The sequence below is a fragment of the Flavobacterium sp. genome (genome assembly GCF_027484205.1).
Classification (GTDB): domain Bacteria; phylum Bacteroidota; class Bacteroidia; order Flavobacteriales; family Flavobacteriaceae; genus Flavobacterium.
On sequence record NZ_JAIXUB010000025.1, the window covers coordinates 283,173 to 302,810 of the forward strand.

Genomic DNA, 19,638 nt, shown 5'->3' on the forward strand with positions numbered 1-19,638 from the left:
AAAATTAACCCATGAAAAAAACCGCCATCCTATTTTTTCTTGTCTTGTCTATAATTTCTTGTGGACCAAAAAGAATGAAATGTTACGGAAAACGTTGTGTAGAAACTTCAGTTAAAAAAGAAGTAACTATTTCGACGAAAGTTAATTCTTAAAATTTAAAGTAAATATTTACATTATTGATGTAACATTTTTTGATGATTAAAGTCTTATTAGAAATCATCAATCAAATTAATCAAAATGAAATCATTACTTCTATCTGCAATGTTTCTTATAACTTCTGTTATGTCAGCTCAAGAAACAAAAACCGAAAACGATACGGTAAAAAAAGTAACTACTATTGAAGAAGTTACTGTTAAAATTCAAAAAAAATTCATCAAAGTTGAATCTGATAAAACTACGGTTGCCATCAAAGACAATCCGATGCTTGGAACTGGAAATGCTTACGATGCTGTAAAAAAACTTCCTGGAGTAATTGCCTCACCAACTGGCGGTTTATCATTAAATGGAAAAGGTGTAACTATTTATATTGATGGCGCGCCAAGTACTTTAAGCGGTAACGATTTAGAGAATTATTTATCATCACTTCCTGGAAGTGCTATTGAAAAAGCTGAATTAATTTATAATCCCGGAGCTTCTTTTGATGCCAATGCAAGTGGTTCTGTTATTAATATTGTTACAAGTTCAAAACGCTTGAAAGGTATAAATGCCTCATTCAACATGAATTACAATTTTAACAAATATCAAAAACCAAGTCCTCAAATTCTGTTAAACGGAAAAGAAAAGAATTTGAGTTGGCAAACCATGTTAGGTTACAATTATATTGACAGAGAAAATAAATCAAAAAATGGACAAACATTTACCTCTTTCGCTGTTGACAAATATATTGATCAAAACCGATTGACAGTTACAACCAACAGAAATTTATATTTTAGATTAGGAACTAATTATAGATTAAGTTCAAAATCAAATTTGTTATTTAATTATAATACAAACTTTTCAAACGACAGAGATGTATTTGACGCAAAAACAACTGGTTCAGATATTTCAGATTATTTGAACACTGGAACGACAAAAACTAAAGGGAATAATCACGAATTAAGTTTACAATATAAAACAAAGTTAGACACAATAGGCAGAACACTTGATATTGTGGCTTTTACAAATGTTTTTAATAGAAATCCAAATTCTAAAACAAATGCACTTGAAGGAACTACTCCAAGTTATAATAACTTTTCAAGTGATTTTGGGTTGTTAAATTATTATTTAAAATATGATTTTACTATTCCTTTTGAAAAGCTCAAATTTTCTTTGAATACAGGTGGAAAATTCAATACAATTAAGGTAAATAATACTGGGAAATATAATTTAAATTCACCATCAACGGATATTATTGATTTTGATTATACTGAAACCAATTTAGCATTTTATGCAGAAGCAAGGAAGAAAATCAAAAAACTTAACCTAACAGCAGGCTTACGATATGAGAATTTTAATGTTGATAGAACCGGAATAGTTGACGATGTGAGTACTGACATTAATTTCAATAATTCAAATTTATTTCCAAATGTTAGTGCGTTATATGAATTGACAGATAATGTAAATGTTAGTGCATCTTATTCTAGAAAAATTGCTCAACCAAGTTATAGTGTTTTAGATCCAAATGGTTCGAATTTTGACCAATATAATTCTTCAACTGGAAATTTACTATTGAATCCTTCATTTTTTGATAATTATGAATTCAAAATTACAGCAATGGATTTCATCCAATTAGGAACAAATTATACCGTTTCGAAAGACCACAACTTATTTATTTTCAACGCTGAACCAGGTGAATTAGTTAGTACACAAACTTTTCAGCAGTTTGATAAATTTAAAACAATGAGTATTTATGCCAATTTTCCAATTCCTTTAGATTATTTCCTTAAAGGAAAAGAAGAATTCAAAAAAAGAATGGGAAATATTGACAAAATGAACTATGTCTTTTTAAACATCAATTATATTAAAAATTTAACTGAAGGATATGATTTTTCATTCAAATCAAATCCTGTTTGGAACTATGCTGCACAAGCGCAAATCATGATGCCTTGGGACGTTAAAAGTACAATGACTTATTTTATTTTACCAGCAAATGGTGTTTGGGAAATTTATAAAATTACAAAACCAATTCAACAATTTGATATTTCATTGAACAAAGATTTTATGAATAAAAAATTAAAAGTTGGAGTTCATGCTTTCGATTTATTTAATCAAAATGAAGTTAATGCTTTAGTTTCATCGACAAACTTGCAAACCAAATTTTATGAAAAAAACGATACAAGAACTTTTAGAATTTCATTGACCTATAACTTTGGAAACTTAAAACTTGAAAAAGAAAATACTGACATCCAAACAGAAAAAGTAAAAAGTGGCGGAGGATTAATGAAGTAATTTAGAGATTAGTTGTAAAATAAAACCCGATTTTGAAATTTCAGAATCGGGTTTTTGATTTATACTTATGAAGCAATTTCTAATCGTTTCAATAAATTTTTATTTAAAGTATGCTCAGCATATTCTTTGTCAATTTCTAAAGATTTATCATCTGAGCTTGGAAGTTCATACATCGCATCGGTTAAGATTGCTTCGCACAAAGAACGTAATCCACGTGCACCTAGCTTATATTCTAATGCCTTTTCAACAATATAGTCTAAAGCTTCATTTGTGATGGTGAATTTTACATCATCCATGGCAAATAACTTTTCATATTGTTTTATCAAAGCATTTTTTGGTTCGGTTAAAATAGAACGCAATGTTTCTTTATCTAAAGGATCCATGTGAGTTAACACAGGCAAACGACCAATAATTTCAGGAATCAAACCAAAATCTTTAATGTCTTTTGGGATAATATATTGCAACAAATTGTCTTTGTCAATATTATCAACATTTTTAGAAGTTGAATATCCAACAGCAGTTCTGTTTAAACGTTTAGAAATGATTCTTTCAATTCCGTCAAAAGCTCCACCAGCGATGAACAATATATTTTGAGTGTTTACCTCAACAAATTTTTGGTCAGGATGTTTTCTTCCTCCTTTTGGTGGAACATTTACAACCGTTCCTTCTAATAATTTCAACAATGCTTGTTGTACACCTTCACCAGACACATCACGAGTTATTGATGGATTATCGCTTTTACGAGCAACTTTATCAATTTCATCAATGAAAACGATTCCTCTTTCTGCTTTAGTAACATCATAATCTGCGGCTTGAAGTAAACGTGTTAAAATACTTTCTACATCTTCACCAACATAACCTGCTTCAGTTAAAACAGTAGCATCAACAATGGCTAAAGGAACGTCTAACATACGAGCAATCGTTTTTGCAACTAATGTTTTACCTGTTCCTGTTTGTCCTACCATAATGATGTTTGATTTTTCAATTTCAACATCTTCTGCTACTTGTTGCTGCATTAATCTTTTATAATGATTGTAAACTGCAACTGACATTACCTTTTTTGTTTGCTCTTGACCAATTACATATTCGTCAAGAAACGCTCTAATTTCTTTTGGCTTACGCAAAACTAAATCGTTAGCCACTTTTGCATTGGAACTGGTTTTTAATTCTTCTAAAATAATTCCATGTGCTTGTTCGATACAACGGTCACAAATGTGTGCGTCAATTCCGGCAATCAATAAATTGGTTTCCGGTTTTTTTCTTCCGCAGAAGGAACATTCTAATTTTTCTTTTGCCATTTTTTTGAGTTGGAAGATGGTAGTTAGAAGTTGGAAGATGAGAAAACTCCCAACATCCAACTACTAACTTCGATCTTTATTATCTTCTTAAAACTTCATCAATCATTCCGTATTCTTTTGCTTCGTCAGCAATCATCCAATAATCACGCTCAGAGTCTTTGTGAACTTTTTCGAAAGTTTGTCCTGAATGGTTTGAAATTATTTCATACAATTCGTTTTTTAATTTCAACATTTCTTTCAAGTTGATTTCCATATCAGTTGCAACACCTTGTGCTCCTCCTGATGGTTGGTGAATCATTACTCTTGAGTGTGGTAAAGCTGAACGTTTTCCCGCAGCTCCAGCACAAAGCAAAACAGCACCCATTGAAGCTGCCATTCCTGTACAAATTGTTGCTACATCAGGTTTAATGTATTGCATAGTATCATAAATTCCTAAACCTGCATAAACACTTCCACCTGGAGAATTGATATAAATTTGAATGTCTTTAGAAGCATCAACTGATTCTAAAAACAACAATTGAGCTTGAATAATATTTGCCATATAATCGTCAACACCTGTTCCCATAAAAATAATTCTATCCATCATTAGTCGGGAGAAAACATCTAATTGAGAGATATTTAATTGGCGTTCTTCAATAATATATGGTGTTAAACTTGCTACCATTTTATCGTAGTACAAGCTATTTACTCCATGATGCTTAGTAGCGAATTTTTTAAATTCTTTTCCGTAGTTCATTTTATTACTGTTAATATGTTATTTAATGTAAGTTTTAAACCTATTGCAAATGTCGTACCTTTTATTTTAAGTGACAAACTGTCTGAAAATATAAAAGCGCCAAAATCTAATGACTTTGACGCTCAAATATACTAAATTATCTTTTACAATTAGTGGTTTAATTCACCATACATTGCTTTGATGAACTCTTCGTAGTTAACCTCTTTAGTTTTTGCTTTTACTTTTTCTTTATATAGGTTAAGCATTTTTTCACTCATTACTTGTTCAGAAAGGCGTTTTACTTCCTCTTGATTACCCATAACTCGCGCCACAATTCCTTGAACATCTTCGTCAGTAGGATTCATTTGACCAAATTGCGCCATCTGTTTTTTGATTAAACCTGAAGTAAAATCTTTTAATTCTTCAAAAGTAATTTGAAGATTATTATCTGCCATTACTTTTCCTTCGATTAATTGGTAACGCAAACCATTTTCAGATTTTGCATATTCTTCTTCAGCTTGTTCAGCTGATAAAGGATTTTCACCCGCTGTTTGAATCCATTTTTTCAAAAACGCCGCAGGCAAATCAAATTTTGTATTAGCAATTAATGATTCTGTAACGTCGTTTAAAAATTTTTGATTGGCTTGTTGTTCAAATTGTTGTTCAGCATCTTCTTTGATTTTAGCTTTCAACTCTTCTAATGAATTTACAACTCCAGGTCCAAATAATTTATCAAATAATTCTTGATTTAATTCTGCTGGTTCGCTTGCTACAACTTCATCAATTGTAAAAGTAACTTCAATGTCTAAACCATGAACATCATCATGACCAATAGCAAGAACATCCATTAGTTTATGATCATCATTGAAAAGACCTTTAGTTTTTAGAGTTACAACATCACCCACTTTTTTACCTATGAATGCTTTAGCCGTTTTTTTATCAGCAAACAATTCTAAATCAAGTGTCGTTCTGTTATTGATGCCTTTTTCTTCATTTGCAAAAATACCAGAAACATCATTCCCTTCAGCAACAACATCAGTTGAAACAATTTTACCGTATTGTTTTTGAATTCTAGCCACTTGAGCATTCAACATAGTGTCGTCTGCAATGATTTTGTATTGAACCACATCATTTTTAGCCGCTAAATCAACAGAAAATGTTGGCGCTAATCCTAATTCGAAATCAAATTTGAAATCTTCAGCATCCCAGTTGAAACTATCTGTTACAACAGGAAGTGGATTTCCTAAAATATCTAATTTTTCTTCTTGTAAATATCTGTTTAAATTTTCTTGTAAAACTTTATTTACCTCTTCCAATAAAACTGCTTTTCCATATTGTTTTTGGATTAAGCTCATTGGCACTGCACCTTTTCTGAAGCCAGGAATTGCAGCGTTTTTACGATAATCAGCTAATACTTTTTCTACTTTTGGAGCATAATCAGCTTTAGAAACCTCTACAGTTACTACAGCATTTAATGCATCTACATTATTTCTTGTAATATTCATTTCTTCGTGTTTTATACATACTAAAATTGGGTTGCAAAATTATAACATTTCTACAACCCAACCAATTTTATTTTATTGATTTTAAAAGTATTATTTCTTGTCCTCTGTAAGTTTATAAACTAATGATTGTGAAAGTGATAAAACAATACTAAAAAGCAAAGCATTCCAAAAACCATTTACATCAAAACCATCTACAAAATAATCACATAATAAAATTATTATGGCATTAACTACAAAATAAAAAAGTCCTAAAGTTAGAATTGTCAATGGAAAGGTAAACAATAACAATATAGGTTTTACAAAAAAATTAAGCAACCCAAGGACAATAGCAACCGTTAGTGCTGTAGTAAATTCATCAACATGAACACCTTTCATGACATATGACAGTATCATTACAAGTGAGGATGTTATAAGTATTCTTAAAAGTAAATTCATATTTTTTTTATTTTTAGAATTATAAAATTACAAAAAACATACCACTATTTGTACATTATAAATAATTAATAAAATTAACAAAATCTCTATGAAAAAACATTTATATTTGTAAGTATTAATCAAATAAAAAAACACTTATGAAAAAACTATTACTTTTATTTATCGTTCTACTATCTTGGACTTCTTTTAGTCAAGTATCATGGACAGAACAATTTACCTCTTACCCAGTAAGTGGTTCATACACAGGAGACATTTCTATTGTTGATGCAAATACGATTTGGACTTTAGTTCAACCAACAACAACAACAAATCATCAAACATTTTCTAAAACCACAAATGGCGGAGCTACTTGGACTTCAGGTTCAATAAATATTGGTAACACCACTATGGCAATAGCAAATATTAGTGCAATTGATGCCAATACGGCATGGGTTGCAGTTTATCCAAATGCAACTTCTACTCCTATTACTGCTCAAGGAATTTACAAAACAACAAATGGAGGAACAACATGGACAAAACAGACAACAGCAGCGTTTGGATCAACATCTTTTGTGAATTTTGTTCATTTTTGGGATGCAAATAATGGTGTTTGTATGGGTGATAAACAAGGTGGATATTGGGAAGTTTACACAACAACTAATGGCGGAACCAATTGGACTCGAACAAATGCTTTAGGGTTTAGTGCTTCAACTGGTGATTATGGTTACACTGGTAAATATTATGTTAAAGGAAACACTATTTGGTTTGGAACTGACAATGGAGAATTAATGAAATCTGTAAACAAAGGTTTAAATTGGACAAAAATTACCACTCCAATTACTGATTTTGGTGGAGGAACAGACACAAGTTCAGTAGCAGAATTTGCTTTTGCAAACGATTTAAACGGTTTTATTTTAAAAGAAACTTTTAGCGGAACAACTTATACAGGTTTAGTTTTATATAAAACAACAAATGGAGGTTCAGTATGGACAACTGTAACTCCTGGAACAGGAATTTTTCACGGATCGATTGATTTTGCTGGAACAGGAATGTTAGTTACTGGCGGTTCAACAACAGGTAATTTTGGCTCGTCATACAGTTTAGACAATGGCGTAACGTGGACAAATATCGATGCACTTTCTCATACTTGCTTGAAATTTTTTAGCGAAACAGTAGGTTTTGGTGGTGGCTTTGCAACTGCAACTACTGGTGGTGCTTTTAAATTTAATAATACTTTATCAAACACTAATTTCAACCAAAATAAATTTGTATCCTACCCAAATCCTGCTAAAGATTTCATCACAGTTTCTAATAATGACAACGTACTTTTAACAGATGTTACCATTACAGATTTAAATGGAAGAACTGTAAAAACATTAAAAGTTGAAAATTTAAATGAAGTTGAAATTAATATTTCCGATTTAAATTCTGGTGTGTATTTAATGAATATAACTTCAGACGAAGGAAAATCAGTTAAAAAATTTATTAAAAATTAATAACTTTTAAGCAAAACAAAAAGTCCGTTTCAAGTTTGAAACGGACTTTTTTATTTTAAAAAACTTAATGTTTCTTCAAAAAACATTTTAGGATTTTCGGCATGAAGCCAATGTCCAACATTAGGAATTGTTGCCAACTTATAATTTGGAAAATGATTTTCAATTTGCGGCAAATCATTATCTAAAATATAATTAGAATTTCCTCCACGGATAAACAATGTTGGATTCTCAAATTTAGCATCATCTGGTAGTTTTGTGCCAATTTCGCTTATCTTTTCATTGAAGACTTTAAGATTAAACCTAAAATCAAGCTGACCTGGTTCTTTCCAATATAAATTTTTCATTAAAAATTGTCTAGTGCCAAAATCAGGAATGTAAGGAAAAAGTAATTCTTCAACTTCTGCTCTATCGGGTTTTGTTGAAAAATCAACTGCATTTAATCCTGCTAAAATATCTTGATGATGTGGTGCATAATATTTTGGACCAATATCAGCAACAATTAATTTTTCTACCATTGTAGGATATTTTGTTGCAAAAAGCATAGCAACTTTTCCACCCATTGAATGTCCAATAATTGAAACTTGATTTAAATTATGATTTTGACAATATTCAAATACATCTTGTGTCATTATTTCATAACTAAAATCATCCGAATGAAAACTTCTTCCGTGATTTCTTAAATCTAAAATATGAACTTGAAAGCCTTCTAAAACATATTGTGAGCCAAGTGATTTCCAATTATCTGACATTCCTAAAAATCCGTGAATAATCAACAACGGTTTTCCTTCTCCTTCAATTCTTGAATACAACATAATTACTTCAATTTTTGCAAATACATATTGACAACATTATCCAAACCAAGATATAATGCTTCTGAAATTAAGGCATGACCAATAGAAACTTCCATTAAACCCGGAATATTTTCTTTGAAAAACTTAACATTATCTAAACTCAAATCATGACCAGCATTGATCCCTAAACCTAATTCATTTGCAAGAATAGCTGCTTTCGTGTAAGATTCTATTCCATTTAAATTTCCTAAATCATATTGATGTGCAAACTCTTCCGTGTAAAGTTCAATTCTGTCCGTTCCTGTTGCTTTTGCTCCTTCGACCATTTCAAGAACTGGGTCAACAAAAATTGAAGTTCTAATTCCATTGCGCTGAAACTCTTGAATAACTTCTGTTAAATAGGATTGATGTTTTATAGTATCCCAACCTGCAGACGATGTAATTGCTCCAATAGCATCTGGAACTAAAGTTACCTGTGTTGGTTTACATTCTAAAACCAAATCTATAAAATTGTGTTGTGGATTTCCTTCAATATTATATTCTGTGTAAACAATTGATTTTAAATCGCGAGCATCTTGATAACGAATATGACGCTCATCTGGTCGAGGATGAATTGTTATGCCATGTGCTCCAAATTTTTGAATATCACAAGCAACTTGCAACAAATTTGGAACATTTCCACCGCGAGCATTTCTTAAAGTGGCAATTTTATTGATATTTACGCTTAACTTTGTCATTGAAAATTAATATTAATTTCGTTTTTGAAATAGAGATTACAAAAATACAAAGTTAAAATAAGGTTTTATGTTCTAAAATTTGATTATTTTGCAACAAATAATTGCTATTTTATATTATGACAGAAATTAACGACTACATAAACAACGATTACAAAGCCATCAATAGCCAAGAAACCATTGCGGAAGTTCAAGATTTTTTTGCTGAAGTTCCCTATTCTCACTTTTCAATAGTTGAAGAAGGAATATACATTGGTTGCATTTCTGCTGATGATGTGGACACTTTTGATTCTGATAAAAAAGTAATTGATTACAAATATACTTTAGAAGGTTTTTTTGCTAGAAAAAACATGATTTGGCTTGATGTTTTAGAGGTTTTCGCAAAAAATCATACCAACATTGTTCCTGTTTTAGACGAGGAAAATAACTATTCAGGATATTATGAATTAGAAGACATTGTGAAATTTTTTCATGAAACACCGTTTTTAAAGGAACAAGGTGGAATCATCGTGATTGAAAAAAGTATTGTTGATTATTCTATGAGCCAAGTTGCACAAATTGTTGAGAGTAATAATGGAAAACTTTTAGGACTTTTTGTTTCTGAAGCAGATGCGGCAAAAGTCCAAATAACGATAAAAATTGCGCTTGGATCAATGAATGAAATTATTCAAACCTTTAGACGTTATAATTATGAAATTATTTCAGAACATCATGAAGACAATTACTTGAATAATTTAAAAGAACGTTCAGAATATTTAGACAAATACTTAAATATCTAAAAATGAAAGTTGCCATCTTCGGACAATATTATCAAAACGATACTAGACCAATTATTAGAGATATTTTTGTGTTCTTCAACGCTAACAATGTCGAAATGTATATTGAAGAACGATTTTTAAAAATACTTTATGAACAAGAAATTGTAAAAAAAGAGTATAAAACCTTTTCATCTCATAAATGTTTAGATTCAAGTTTTGATATTTTAGTTAGTATTGGTGGCGATGGAACAATTTTAAGAGCGGCAACTTATGTAAGAAATTCGGGCATACCAATAATTGGAATCAATGCTGGAAGATTGGGTTTTTTAGCAAAAGTTCAAAAAGAAAACATTGAAGCATTTTTACAAATTGTCATCGAAAAAAAATATACTATTTCACAAAGAACACTTTTAAGTTTAGAGTCTTCTCCTGAAAATGATGAAATAAATGAATTGAATTTTGCAATGAACGAAGTGACAGTTAGTAGAAAAGATACCACTTCAATGATTACAATTGAAACTTTTTTAAATGGAGAATATTTGAATTCGTATTGGGCTGACGGATTAATTATTTCAACACCAACAGGTTCAACAGGATATTCATTAAGTTGTGGTGGACCAATTTTAACTCCTTATGTTAAAGGATTAGTTATAACTCCAATTGCGCCACACAATTTAAATGCCCGACCTTTAGTCATTCCTGATGATACAGAAATTAAATTAAAAGTTTCAGGACGTGAAGAACAGTATTTAGTTTCATTAGATTCTCGAATTGCAACTTTAAATAATAACTCGGAATTAACTATTAAAAAAACACCTTTTCAAATTAATATGGTTGAAATTCCAGAAGAAACTTTCTTAAAAACCTTACGAAATAAACTACTTTGGGGTGAAGATAAAAGAAATTAATTAAAAAATAATTATACTACTTTCTTTAGTTTTTCGTTTGAATATTGTTCATATACAAATGAATTTTATTTTTTAAGTTTAACACTGTTAAAATTTAATTATTATAAATACTAATATCATGTTTTATTAGTAGCGATAATTGTTATATTTGCACGCTATTTTTCAATTAATGAAAAGATTTTTTTTAATTTTATTTGTTTTCGGAATAACGAATTTAAATGCTCAAATTCACGAAATTGGTGGTTTTCTTGGAGGAAGCAACTACATTGGTGATATTGGAAAAACTAATTATATCAATCCAAATGAAATAGCTTTTGGTTTGATATACAAATGGAACAGAAGCCCAAGACACGCATGGCGATTTTCATTGACGCAAGCAAATCTGTCTGGAGACGATGCAAAATCAGGTGTTTCTGGCAGAAAACAAAGAGGTTACAAATTTGAAAATAGTATAACTGAATTTTCTGCAGGATTAGAATTTAATTTTTTTGATTTTAATTTACATCAAATGGAGCGAAAAATGACTCCTTATGTTTACACTGGTGTAAGTTATTTTGTTTACAATGAATTATTCATAGCTGGAGGAGATACAAAAAAGGATTATGGTGACAGCACATTTGCAATTCCAATGATAGTAGGTGTAAAATCAAATATCACTAGAAATTTAATTTTAGGTGCTGAAGTTGGTGTGAGATATACGCTTACCGATAATTTAGACGGAAGTAATCCAAAAAATGAAAATCTTGAATCTTTCAGATTTGGAAATTTAAATAGTAATGATTGGTATGTTTTTTCAGGACTTACCTTAACTTACACATTTGGTGAAAAACCATGTTATTGCGCAGATTAAAACTATGAGCTTACTAGAATCAATTGATAAAACTAATTTACCTAAACACCTTGCCATTATCATGGACGGTAATGGTCGTTGGGCAAAACAAAAAGGTTTTTTGAGAGCTTTTGGTCATGAAAACGGCACTAAATCTGTTAGAATAACGGTTGAAGAATGTGCAAAGCTTGGCATAAAAAACTTAACCCTTTACGCATTTTCAACAGAAAATTGGAATCGCCCAAAAATAGAAGTTGATACTTTAATGAAACTTTTAGTTCATTCATTAAAAAGTGAATTAAAAACATTGCAAGAAAATAATATCCGATTAAATTCTATTGGAAATTTAGACAAACTACCTTCATCTATTCAAAAAGAATTGAACGAAGTAATTGAAAGTACCAAAAACAACAACCGAATGACTTTAACACTTGCGCTAAGCTATGGTTCAAGAGAAGAGTTATTAAATGTTGTTAAAAACATTAGTGATAAAGTTAAAAATAATATAATTTCGATAGATACTATTGATGAATCAATTATAAATCAGCATCTTTACACGCACAATTTACCCGATGTAGATTTATTAATCAGAACAAGCGGCGAACACAGAATAAGTAATTTTTTACTATGGCAAATTGCCTATGCTGAACTTTATTTTACGGATGTGTTATGGCCAGATTTTAAAGAAAATGATTTATATGAAGCCATTATTAGCTATCAGAAAAGAGAACGCAGATTTGGAAAAACAAGTGAACAAATTAAATAATATATTAGTGTCAAATAAATTTTTAGGTACCTTCCTTTTCATTTTTTTATTAGGAAACCTTACCTCACTACAAGCCCAAGATAGAATTCCTTTTGACCAAGGAAAAAAATATATTCTAGCAGATGTTGATGTAACAGGAAAAATAACTTTCAACAAACAAACCATAATCACTTTTGCAGGTCTTGAAAAAGGGCAACAAATCATTGTTCCTGGTGACAATATTAGTAATGCAATTAAAAAATTAGGAAAGCTTGGTCTTTTTAGTGAAATTGACTTTTATGTTAATGAAATTAAAGGCGATAGTATCTATTTAAACTTAAACATCAACGAGTTACCTAAACTAAGTGATGTAAAAATCAATGGAGTAAAAAAAGGAAAAGTTGAAGATTTACTAAAAGAAAGTGATTTAACTAAAGGAAAAGTTGTAAACGAAAACTTAATTACAAACACAAAAAATTATTTCGAAAATAAATATAAAAAAGACGGATATTTTAATACAAAAGTATCTGTAAACACTATTGTTGATACCACAGAAGCTAACCAAGTAAAAATGTTAGTAAATATTGACAAAGGTGAAAAATTAAAAATAACAAAAATAAATTTTGATGGCAATACGAAGTTTTCTGACAAGAAACTAAGTAAGGCAATGAAAAATACAAAACAAATTAATCCAATTAGAATTTTCAAAAAATCTAAGTACATCAAAGATAAATATAAAGAGGATTTAATTGCTATAGCAGATAAGTATAAGGAAAATGGTTATCGTGATGCTAGGGTAGTTTCAGATTCTGTTTGGTTAGACAAAAAGAAAAATAAAATTGCAATTAATGTAAAAGTTGAAGAAGGAAATAAATATCGATTTGGAGAAATTAAATTCTTGGGAAATACTGTTTATTCTGACCAGGCACTTTCAAGAGTTTTAGGAATACAAAAAGGTGATACCTATAATGGTGTACTTCTTGAAAAAAGAATTGCGGACAAGTCAAAACCTGATGGTGAAGACATTACAAACTTATACCAAAACAATGGATATTTGTTTTCAAATGTAAATGCTGTAGAAGTAAAAACTGAAAATGATACCATTAATTTTGAAGTAAGAATAGTTGAAGGACCAATTGCCTACTTTAATAAAGTTACTGTTTCAGGAAATGACAAAACAAACGATAGAGTAATATATCGTGAACTTAGAACAAGACCAGGAGAAAAATGGAACAAGGAAGAAGTTATTAGTACCATTCGTGAGTTAGGTCAATTAGGTTTCTTTGATGCTGAGGCAATAAGTCCTGATGTAAAAAATGCTGACCCAGTTAATGGAACTGTAGATGTAGATTGGAAATTAGTAGAAAAAGGATCAAGTCAAATTGAACTTCAAGGTGGTTATGGCGGCGGAGGTTTCATTGGAACTCTTGGGCTTTCATTCAATAATTTCTCGGCAAGAAATATTTTCAAAAAAGAAGCATATAAACCATTACCTATGGGAGATGGACAAAAAGTTTCCCTTCGTGCACAAGCAAGTTCATTTTATAGAACTTATAGTTTATCATTCTCTGAACCATGGTTTGGTGGTAAAAAACCAATAAGTTTTTCAACATCGCTTTCTCACAGTAAACAATTTTTATACAATGGTTCTACTGGTGGAGTTGATAAAAACAGAAGCTTTAATATTACATCACTTTCTGTTGGTTTAGGAAAAAGATTAACAGTGCCAGATAATTATTTCTACTTATCAAATGCATTAAGTTTTCAGTACTATCAATTAAATAATTATAACACAGGATTATTTACATTTGGAAATGGTTCTTCACGAAATTTTGCCTACACCTTTGGATTGAGAAGAGATAATCGTGGAGTAAATCCAATTTTCCCAACAAAAGGTTCAGAATTTAATTTTACTGCAAAGTTAACACCTCCTTATTCAATGTTCAACAATGTTGATTATGGTGATTTAAAAAATCAAAAAGAGTATAAACAAAGATATACAGCATCTGACAATCCAAACGAAAACTTTGGAGTTGATGGAATTTTCATTAATGATGGTGATTTAGTTAAAACAACAACTGCTACTAATCCAATTAATGGAGTAACAAGCACAGGTTTAGTCAGAGTAGACGAAAGTGATTATGTAAATGCCGATACTAACCAATCAAAAGTAGACCAAAAGAAATTCAGTTGGCTAGAATATTACAAAGTAAAATTCAGTGGTGATTGGTATACAAAAATTGCAGGAACACAACAAAAGGCATTAGTTTTACGTTCTAAGTTTGAATTTGGTTTTCTAGGTTCGTATAATAGCGAAAGAGGAACTAGTTTAGATAATGTAAATAGCGGAACCGTTCCTTTTGAAAGATTCTTTGTTGGTGGTGATGGATTAGCAAATTTTGCTCTTGATGGACGTGAGGTAGTTCAATTAAGAGGTTATCCAAATCAATCTTTATCTTCATCAGATGGTGATCCGTTATATAATAAATTTTCATTAGAATTAAGATATCCTCTTACTTTGAAGAGTGCCGCATCAATTTATGCATTAACATTTTTAGAAGCTGGAGGTTCATATAAAAATTTTAGAGAATATAATCCTTTTCAATTGCAACGATCTGCAGGATTTGGATTGCGTGTTTTCATGCCAGCATTTGGATTACTTGGTATTGACTTTGGTCATGGATTTGATGCTATTCCTGGATCAACTCAAAAAAATGGTTGGGAAACACATTTCATTATTGGACAACAATTTTAGTATATTTGTTTAGATTTCTAAAACAACAAGTTATGAGAAAATATATTTTAACACTGATAATTGCCGTTTTATTCACAGCAAATTCAGTTGCACAAACCAGAGGAATTAGAATAGGATATATTGATATGGAGTATATTCTAGAAAAAGTTCCTGACTATGCTGAAGCTAAAAATCAATTGGAGCAAAAAGCTCAAAAGTGGAAACAAGAAATTGAAGAAAAGAAAAACGAAATTGTAAAACTTAAAGAAACTTTAAAATCTGAAAAAGTACTTTTAACAAAAGAACTTATTGAAGAACGCGAAGAAGAAATTGCTTTTCTTGACAATGAATTGTTAGAATACCAACAAAAAAGATTTGGACCAAACGGCGATTTAGTAGTACAAAAAGCAGTATTAGTAAAACCTATTCAAGATCAAGTTTTCAATGCCGTTCAAGACATAGCTGAACTTAAAAAATATGATTTTGTATTCGATAGATCTTCTGATTTAACGATGCTATTTGCTGACAAACGACACAACATAAGCGATCAAGTTGTCCGAGCTTTAACTAGAGCTGAAAAAAGAGAGCAAATGACAAAAAAACAACTCGAAAAAGAATTAGCTGAGGAAAGAAAACAAGATATGGTAGACCAAAACCCTACTCTTTCTGAAAGACAAAAAGTTCTAGACGAGAAAAAAGCAGCAAGAGAAAAAGCACTAGAAGATAGAAAATTATTAGCGGCTGAAAAGAAAAAAGCATTCGAAGACAAAAGAAAACAATTGCTTGAAGAAAGAGAAAATAAAAAAAATGGCACAGTTTCTGCTAATAGTTCAGAAACAGAAAAGAATAAAGATGGTACAAGCGTAATTCCTTCAGAAAAAGAGTTTGCAGAAGCAGAGAAAAAAGCTGAACAAGCAAAAGCATTAGAAGAAAAAAAGGCAAAAGCTGAAGAGGCAAAAACTAAAACTCTTGAAGAAAGAAAAGCATTAATCGAAGAGCGTAAAAAAGCATTGGAAGAGAAAAAAGCAAAAGCAATTGCTGATAGAGAAGCTCTTAAAAAGGCTAAAGAAGAAGAAAGAAAAAAGAAAGAAGAAGAAAATAAAAAACCTTAAAATAAATTAAAAACAATTAATAATTAGAAGAATGAAACAAATTAAAACTTTATTAATAGCTGCAATCGCATTAATTAGTGTACAAACAGCAAATGCACAAACTAAAATTGCTCACGTTGACACTAATGAAATCATGAGTAAAATGCCTGCGGTTTTAGATGGTCAAAATCAATTAAAAAAACTTGGTGAAGCTTACGATAAAGACTATAAAGCATTAGTTGATGAATATCAAGCTAAAGTAAAAAAATATGATGCTGAAGCAGCAACTCAAACAGATGCTGTAAATCAAACTCGTCAAGTTGAAGTTCAAGACATGATTAAAAGAATTAATGAATTTGAAAAAACTGCTCAAGCAGATTTACAAAAGAAAGAAGTTGAAATCATGAAACCAATCACTGAAAAAGTAAGAGCTTCAATCGAAAAAGTAGGCAAAGCAAAAGGATTTCAATATGTTTTAAATGCGGAATCTTTATTATTAAAAGACGGAACAGACATTACTCCTGACGTTAAAAAAGATTTAGGTTTCTAATAAAAAACTAAAAAATATTTAAAAACTGCTCCATTAATTTGAGCAGTTTTTTTTTACATTTGTTTTATGACAAACAATAATCCAATAGGACTTTTTGATTCGGGCATCGGTGGAACATCCATTTGGAATGAGATTCACATGCTACTCCCAAATGAAAGCACAATTTACCTTGCAGACAGCATAAATGCACCTTATGGAGAAAAAACAAAAGAAGAAATAATTCATCTAAGTTGTAAAAACACTGAATTTCTTCTCAATCAAAATTGTAAAATGATTGTAGTGGCTTGCAACACCGCAACAACAAATGCCATTAAAGAATTACGACATAAATATGACATTCCATTTATTGGTATCGAACCTGCAATAAAACCTGCTGCAACAAATTCGCAAACCCAAAAAATTGGAATTTTAGCCACAAAAGGAACTTTAAATAGTGAGCTTTTTTATAAAAATGTAGAAAAATTTCAAGACATAAAAATCATTGAACAAATTGGTTTTGGTTTAGTTGAACTCATCGAAGATGGGAAAATAAATTCTAGTGAGATGAAGGATTTACTAAAAAAATATTTAAAACCAATGATTGATCAAGATATAGATTATCTCGTTCTTGGTTGTAGTCACTATCCCTATTTGATTCCTCAAATAAAAAAAATTATTCCAAAAAACATTCAAATCATAGATTCGGGCGAGGCAGTTGCACGTCAAACAAAAAATATTCTAAATGAAAAAGTAGGCTTTAGAAATTCTGATGAAAAAAGCACACAAATATTCTATACAAATTCTGACATCAAAGTCTTATCGGAAATATTAAAAAATAAATATAAAGTTCAAAAAAAAGATTTTTAGTTTTTCTTAAAGCGAATCGCTAGCGCACTTTACCCATCCATATTCCTGCATTCCTTTCAATCTTTAATCTCAAAAAAATGAGATTAAAGGATTTACACTCATTCAGGGCTAAATAGCAAATCATAGCACTAAATTTAGCTTAAAATCAGTACATTTGCAAAAAATAAAGGCAATGAACAATTCCAATAATAAAAAAAGACCAACATCAGGTAAACCAAGTTCAGATAGAAAAAAAACAACTTCTACCTCAAAACCTGCTATGGCAAAACGTTCCCAAAATAAAAAACCTATTGTAAAAAAAGAATCAATAAACGTACCTAAACCCATAAAATCTGACGAAATTAGACTTAATAAGTACATTTCAAATTCAGGAGCGTGTTCACGTCGTGATGCAGATATTTACATCCAATCGGGTAACGTAAAAGTTAACGGAATTCCTGTAACCGAAATGGGTTATAAAGTAAAACCAGGTGATGTTGTAAACTTTGATGGAGCAACATTAATGCCTGAGAAAAAAGAATATTTTGTTCTAAATAAACCTAAAAACTTCACTACATCAAATGAGGAAGATAGTGACCATAGAAATGTTCTTGAATTAATAAAAGGAGCTACAAATTCAAAAATGCAACCCATTGGTAGGATGGATAAAAATACTACTGGTTTATTAGTATTCACAAATGACACTGACATTATTCGTAAATTCAGTTTGCCAAACCAGAAATCTCCAAAAATCTATCAAGTTTCTTTAGATAAAAATTTAAAATTTGAAGATTTAGAAAAAATTGCATCTGGTGTAACGCTTGATGATCATCGTTTATTTATAGATGAAATAAGCTATATTGACAACGAACCAAAAACAGAAATCGGCATAAAGCTGAGAACACCAAACGTTAAAGTTGTAAGGGCTATTTTTGAAAATTTTAAATACAATGTTCTTAAAGTTGATCGAGTTGCTTTTGCTGGATTAACAAAGAAAAATCTGCCAAGAGGAAATTGGAGACCACTTACAGAACAAGAAATTATAAATTTAAAAAACATTTAATTTAAGTTTATTCATGCAAAGTCAAAAAAACTTATCAATTGCACATGCTTGGTTTGAAGCATTTAACAATCATAATTTAGATAAATTATTATCTCTATATGATGATGAAGCTCAGCATTTTTCTCCAAAACTTAAAGTTAAACTTCCTGAAACTAACGGATATATATCTGGTAAAGAAGCATTACAATCATGGTGGCAAGATGCTTTTAATAGATTACCAACATTACACTATAAAGTAACCTCATTAACTTCAAATTCCGATAGGGTTTTCATGGAGTACATTCGAACTGTAGAAGGTGAAAACGAAATGTTAGTTGCTGAAGTTTTAGAAATAAAAGACAACAAAATAATAGCATCAAGAGTTTATCACTCATAAAAAAAAAGCCCTTCAAATTGAAGGGCTTTTTTTTCTAATTAGTTCACTGCAGGACAGTTACAGTGGTATTTCTCTGGTTTACAGAACAGGTTGATTCCAAGTGTAATTTGATGAAATCCTCCGTCATCAAACTTTACATTGCCTAGCAAGTGTGAATAAGTGTAAGACAACATATAATTCTTGAAGTTAAATCCAAGTATTGGTGTAATGTATTGTAATTTTTGTGTTGCTACTGAGTTGCCTTCAACATACTGTGCGCCATCTAAACTTCTTCTATACGATAATCCACCCCAAAGTGTACCTGTTTCTAATGCTTTGTATGCTTTTACGTTTAAATCAATCAACGATTCTTTTGTTTGACTAATATATTGAAACATAA

20 protein-coding genes are annotated in these 19,638 nt (G+C 30.4%); 13 read left to right on the top strand and 7 right to left on the bottom strand.

The genetic code is table 11. From position 1 onward, the window contains the following. Positions 1–11: 11 nt before the first annotated feature. Together Q0049_RS13750 and Q0049_RS13755 are read left to right on the top strand one after the other, a co-directional pair. Positions 12–152 carry a hypothetical protein gene (locus Q0049_RS13750; RefSeq protein ID WP_298120856.1) on the top strand — a complete coding sequence of 47 codons (141 nt, stop codon included), beginning with the start codon at positions 12–14 and terminating at the stop codon, positions 150–152. Positions 153–237: 85 nt separating this feature from the next. Further along, a complete protein-coding gene (locus Q0049_RS13755; RefSeq protein WP_298120859.1) occupies positions 238–2,427 on the top strand; it encodes an outer membrane beta-barrel family protein in 2,190 nt (729 codons plus the stop codon). A 65-nt stretch (positions 2,428–2,492) separates the two neighbouring features. On the opposite strand, the gene clpX is transcribed toward Q0049_RS13755, so the two are convergent. The 4 genes from clpX to Q0049_RS13775 all read right to left on the bottom strand — a co-directional run bounded on the left by clpX (position 2,493) and on the right by Q0049_RS13775 (position 6,380). Further along, positions 2,493–3,725 carry an ATP-dependent Clp protease ATP-binding subunit ClpX gene (gene clpX / locus Q0049_RS13760; protein ID WP_298120862.1) on the bottom strand — a complete coding sequence of 411 codons (1,233 nt, stop codon included), beginning with the start codon at positions 3,723–3,725 and terminating at the stop codon, positions 2,493–2,495. A 79-nt stretch (positions 3,726–3,804) separates the two neighbouring features. Continuing rightward, positions 3,805–4,461 carry an ATP-dependent Clp endopeptidase proteolytic subunit ClpP gene (clpP, locus tag Q0049_RS13765; RefSeq protein WP_298120865.1) on the bottom strand — a complete coding sequence of 219 codons (657 nt, stop codon included), beginning with the start codon at positions 4,459–4,461 and terminating at the stop codon, positions 3,805–3,807. A 149-nt stretch (positions 4,462–4,610) separates the two neighbouring features. Beyond that, positions 4,611–5,945, bottom strand: a complete 1,335-nt coding sequence (gene tig, locus Q0049_RS13770) for a trigger factor (RefSeq protein ID WP_298120868.1) — start codon at positions 5,943–5,945, stop codon at positions 4,611–4,613. Between the two features lie 90 nt (positions 5,946–6,035). Next, positions 6,036–6,380, bottom strand: a complete 345-nt coding sequence (locus Q0049_RS13775) for a phage holin family protein (protein ID WP_298120870.1) — start codon at positions 6,378–6,380, stop codon at positions 6,036–6,038. Between the two features lie 137 nt (positions 6,381–6,517). Here Q0049_RS13775 and Q0049_RS13780 point away from each other — a divergent pair, with 137 nt between their 5' ends. After that, on the top strand, positions 6,518–7,855 hold the full coding sequence (locus tag Q0049_RS13780) for a T9SS type A sorting domain-containing protein (protein WP_298120872.1): 1,338 nt from the start codon (positions 6,518–6,520) through the stop codon (positions 7,853–7,855). A 50-nt stretch (positions 7,856–7,905) separates the two neighbouring features. Here Q0049_RS13780 and Q0049_RS13785 read toward each other — a convergent pair whose 3' ends face one another. Together Q0049_RS13785 and Q0049_RS13790 are read right to left on the bottom strand one after the other, a co-directional pair. Continuing rightward, positions 7,906–8,667, bottom strand: a complete 762-nt coding sequence (locus Q0049_RS13785) for an alpha/beta fold hydrolase (RefSeq protein WP_298120874.1) — start codon at positions 8,665–8,667, stop codon at positions 7,906–7,908. Between the two features lie 2 nt (positions 8,668–8,669). Continuing rightward, positions 8,670–9,383 carry a pyridoxine 5'-phosphate synthase gene (locus Q0049_RS13790; RefSeq protein ID WP_298120877.1) on the bottom strand — a complete coding sequence of 238 codons (714 nt, stop codon included), beginning with the start codon at positions 9,381–9,383 and terminating at the stop codon, positions 8,670–8,672. A gap of 116 nt (positions 9,384–9,499) precedes the next feature. Between Q0049_RS13790 and Q0049_RS13795 the strand changes: the two genes are divergently transcribed. The 10 genes from Q0049_RS13795 to Q0049_RS13840 all read left to right on the top strand — a co-directional run bounded on the left by Q0049_RS13795 (position 9,500) and on the right by Q0049_RS13840 (position 19,259). Continuing rightward, positions 9,500–10,159: a CBS domain-containing protein gene (locus Q0049_RS13795; RefSeq protein WP_298120880.1), complete on the top strand. Its 660-nt coding sequence runs from the start codon at positions 9,500–9,502 to the stop codon at positions 10,157–10,159. A gap of 2 nt (positions 10,160–10,161) precedes the next feature. Continuing rightward, positions 10,162–11,046 carry an NAD kinase gene (locus Q0049_RS13800; protein WP_298120881.1) on the top strand — a complete coding sequence of 295 codons (885 nt, stop codon included), beginning with the start codon at positions 10,162–10,164 and terminating at the stop codon, positions 11,044–11,046. 169 nt (positions 11,047–11,215) lie between these two features. Then, positions 11,216–11,896, top strand: coding sequence for a DUF6089 family protein (locus tag Q0049_RS13805; RefSeq protein ID WP_298120883.1), 681 nt, complete (start codon positions 11,216–11,218; stop codon positions 11,894–11,896). Positions 11,897–11,900: 4 nt separating this feature from the next. Then, the gene (locus Q0049_RS13810; RefSeq protein ID WP_298120886.1) at positions 11,901–12,641 is read left to right on the top strand and encodes an isoprenyl transferase; all 741 of its coding nucleotides are present in this window, start codon (positions 11,901–11,903) and stop codon (positions 12,639–12,641) included. After that, positions 12,574–15,375 (top strand): POTRA domain-containing protein, encoded by a 2,802-nt coding sequence (locus Q0049_RS13815; protein WP_298120889.1) that lies wholly within the window; start codon positions 12,574–12,576, stop codon positions 15,373–15,375. Before Q0049_RS13810 ends, Q0049_RS13815 begins: the two co-directional genes overlap by 68 nt. A gap of 32 nt (positions 15,376–15,407) precedes the next feature. Next, a complete protein-coding gene (locus Q0049_RS13820; RefSeq protein WP_298120892.1) occupies positions 15,408–16,466 on the top strand; it encodes an OmpH family outer membrane protein in 1,059 nt (352 codons plus the stop codon). A 31-nt stretch (positions 16,467–16,497) separates the two neighbouring features. After that, on the top strand, positions 16,498–16,995 hold the full coding sequence (locus Q0049_RS13825; RefSeq protein WP_298120893.1) for an OmpH family outer membrane protein: 498 nt from the start codon (positions 16,498–16,500) through the stop codon (positions 16,993–16,995). Between the two features lie 66 nt (positions 16,996–17,061). Next, positions 17,062–17,841, top strand: a complete 780-nt coding sequence (gene murI, locus Q0049_RS13830; RefSeq protein ID WP_298120895.1) for a glutamate racemase — start codon at positions 17,062–17,064, stop codon at positions 17,839–17,841. Between the two features lie 172 nt (positions 17,842–18,013). Further along, positions 18,014–18,883 (top strand): pseudouridine synthase, encoded by an 870-nt coding sequence (locus Q0049_RS13835; RefSeq protein ID WP_298120897.1) that lies wholly within the window; start codon positions 18,014–18,016, stop codon positions 18,881–18,883. A gap of 13 nt (positions 18,884–18,896) precedes the next feature. Next, a complete protein-coding gene (locus Q0049_RS13840; protein WP_298120900.1) occupies positions 18,897–19,259 on the top strand; it encodes a nuclear transport factor 2 family protein in 363 nt (120 codons plus the stop codon). A gap of 38 nt (positions 19,260–19,297) precedes the next feature. On the opposite strand, the gene Q0049_RS13845 is transcribed toward Q0049_RS13840, so the two are convergent. Further along, a partial coding sequence (locus Q0049_RS13845; protein WP_298120903.1) for a type IX secretion system membrane protein PorP/SprF occupies positions 19,298–19,638 on the bottom strand: 341 nt, incomplete at its 5' end.

Excerpts from the sequence above, each read along its gene's own strand:
- Q0049_RS13750 (WP_298120856.1), top strand. The coding sequence starts at position 12 with ATGAAAAAAACCGCCATCCTATTTTTTCTTGTCTTGTCTATAATTTCT.
- Q0049_RS13755 (WP_298120859.1), top strand. The coding sequence starts at position 238 with ATGAAATCATTACTTCTATCTGCAATGTTTCTTATAACTTCTGTTATG.
- clpX (WP_298120862.1), bottom strand. The coding sequence starts at position 3,725 with ATGGCAAAAGAAAAATTAGAATGTTCCTTCTGCGGAAGAAAAAAACCG.
- clpP (WP_298120865.1), bottom strand. The coding sequence starts at position 4,461 with ATGAACTACGGAAAAGAATTTAAAAAATTCGCTACTAAGCATCATGGA.
- tig (WP_298120868.1), bottom strand. The coding sequence starts at position 5,945 with ATGAATATTACAAGAAATAATGTAGATGCATTAAATGCTGTAGTAACT.
- Q0049_RS13775 (WP_298120870.1), bottom strand. The coding sequence starts at position 6,380 with ATGAATTTACTTTTAAGAATACTTATAACATCCTCACTTGTAATGATA.
- Q0049_RS13780 (WP_298120872.1), top strand. The coding sequence starts at position 6,518 with ATGAAAAAACTATTACTTTTATTTATCGTTCTACTATCTTGGACTTCT.
- Q0049_RS13785 (WP_298120874.1), bottom strand. The coding sequence starts at position 8,667 with ATGTTGTATTCAAGAATTGAAGGAGAAGGAAAACCGTTGTTGATTATT.
- Q0049_RS13790 (WP_298120877.1), bottom strand. The coding sequence starts at position 9,383 with ATGACAAAGTTAAGCGTAAATATCAATAAAATTGCCACTTTAAGAAAT.
- Q0049_RS13795 (WP_298120880.1), top strand. The coding sequence starts at position 9,500 with ATGACAGAAATTAACGACTACATAAACAACGATTACAAAGCCATCAAT.
- Q0049_RS13800 (WP_298120881.1), top strand. The coding sequence starts at position 10,162 with ATGAAAGTTGCCATCTTCGGACAATATTATCAAAACGATACTAGACCA.
- Q0049_RS13805 (WP_298120883.1), top strand. The coding sequence starts at position 11,216 with ATGAAAAGATTTTTTTTAATTTTATTTGTTTTCGGAATAACGAATTTA.
- Q0049_RS13810 (WP_298120886.1), top strand. The coding sequence starts at position 11,901 with ATGAGCTTACTAGAATCAATTGATAAAACTAATTTACCTAAACACCTT.
- Q0049_RS13815 (WP_298120889.1), top strand. The coding sequence starts at position 12,574 with ATGAAGCCATTATTAGCTATCAGAAAAGAGAACGCAGATTTGGAAAAA.
- Q0049_RS13820 (WP_298120892.1), top strand. The coding sequence starts at position 15,408 with ATGAGAAAATATATTTTAACACTGATAATTGCCGTTTTATTCACAGCA.
- Q0049_RS13825 (WP_298120893.1), top strand. The coding sequence starts at position 16,498 with ATGAAACAAATTAAAACTTTATTAATAGCTGCAATCGCATTAATTAGT.
- murI (WP_298120895.1), top strand. The coding sequence starts at position 17,062 with ATGACAAACAATAATCCAATAGGACTTTTTGATTCGGGCATCGGTGGA.
- Q0049_RS13835 (WP_298120897.1), top strand. The coding sequence starts at position 18,014 with ATGAACAATTCCAATAATAAAAAAAGACCAACATCAGGTAAACCAAGT.
- Q0049_RS13840 (WP_298120900.1), top strand. The coding sequence starts at position 18,897 with ATGCAAAGTCAAAAAAACTTATCAATTGCACATGCTTGGTTTGAAGCA.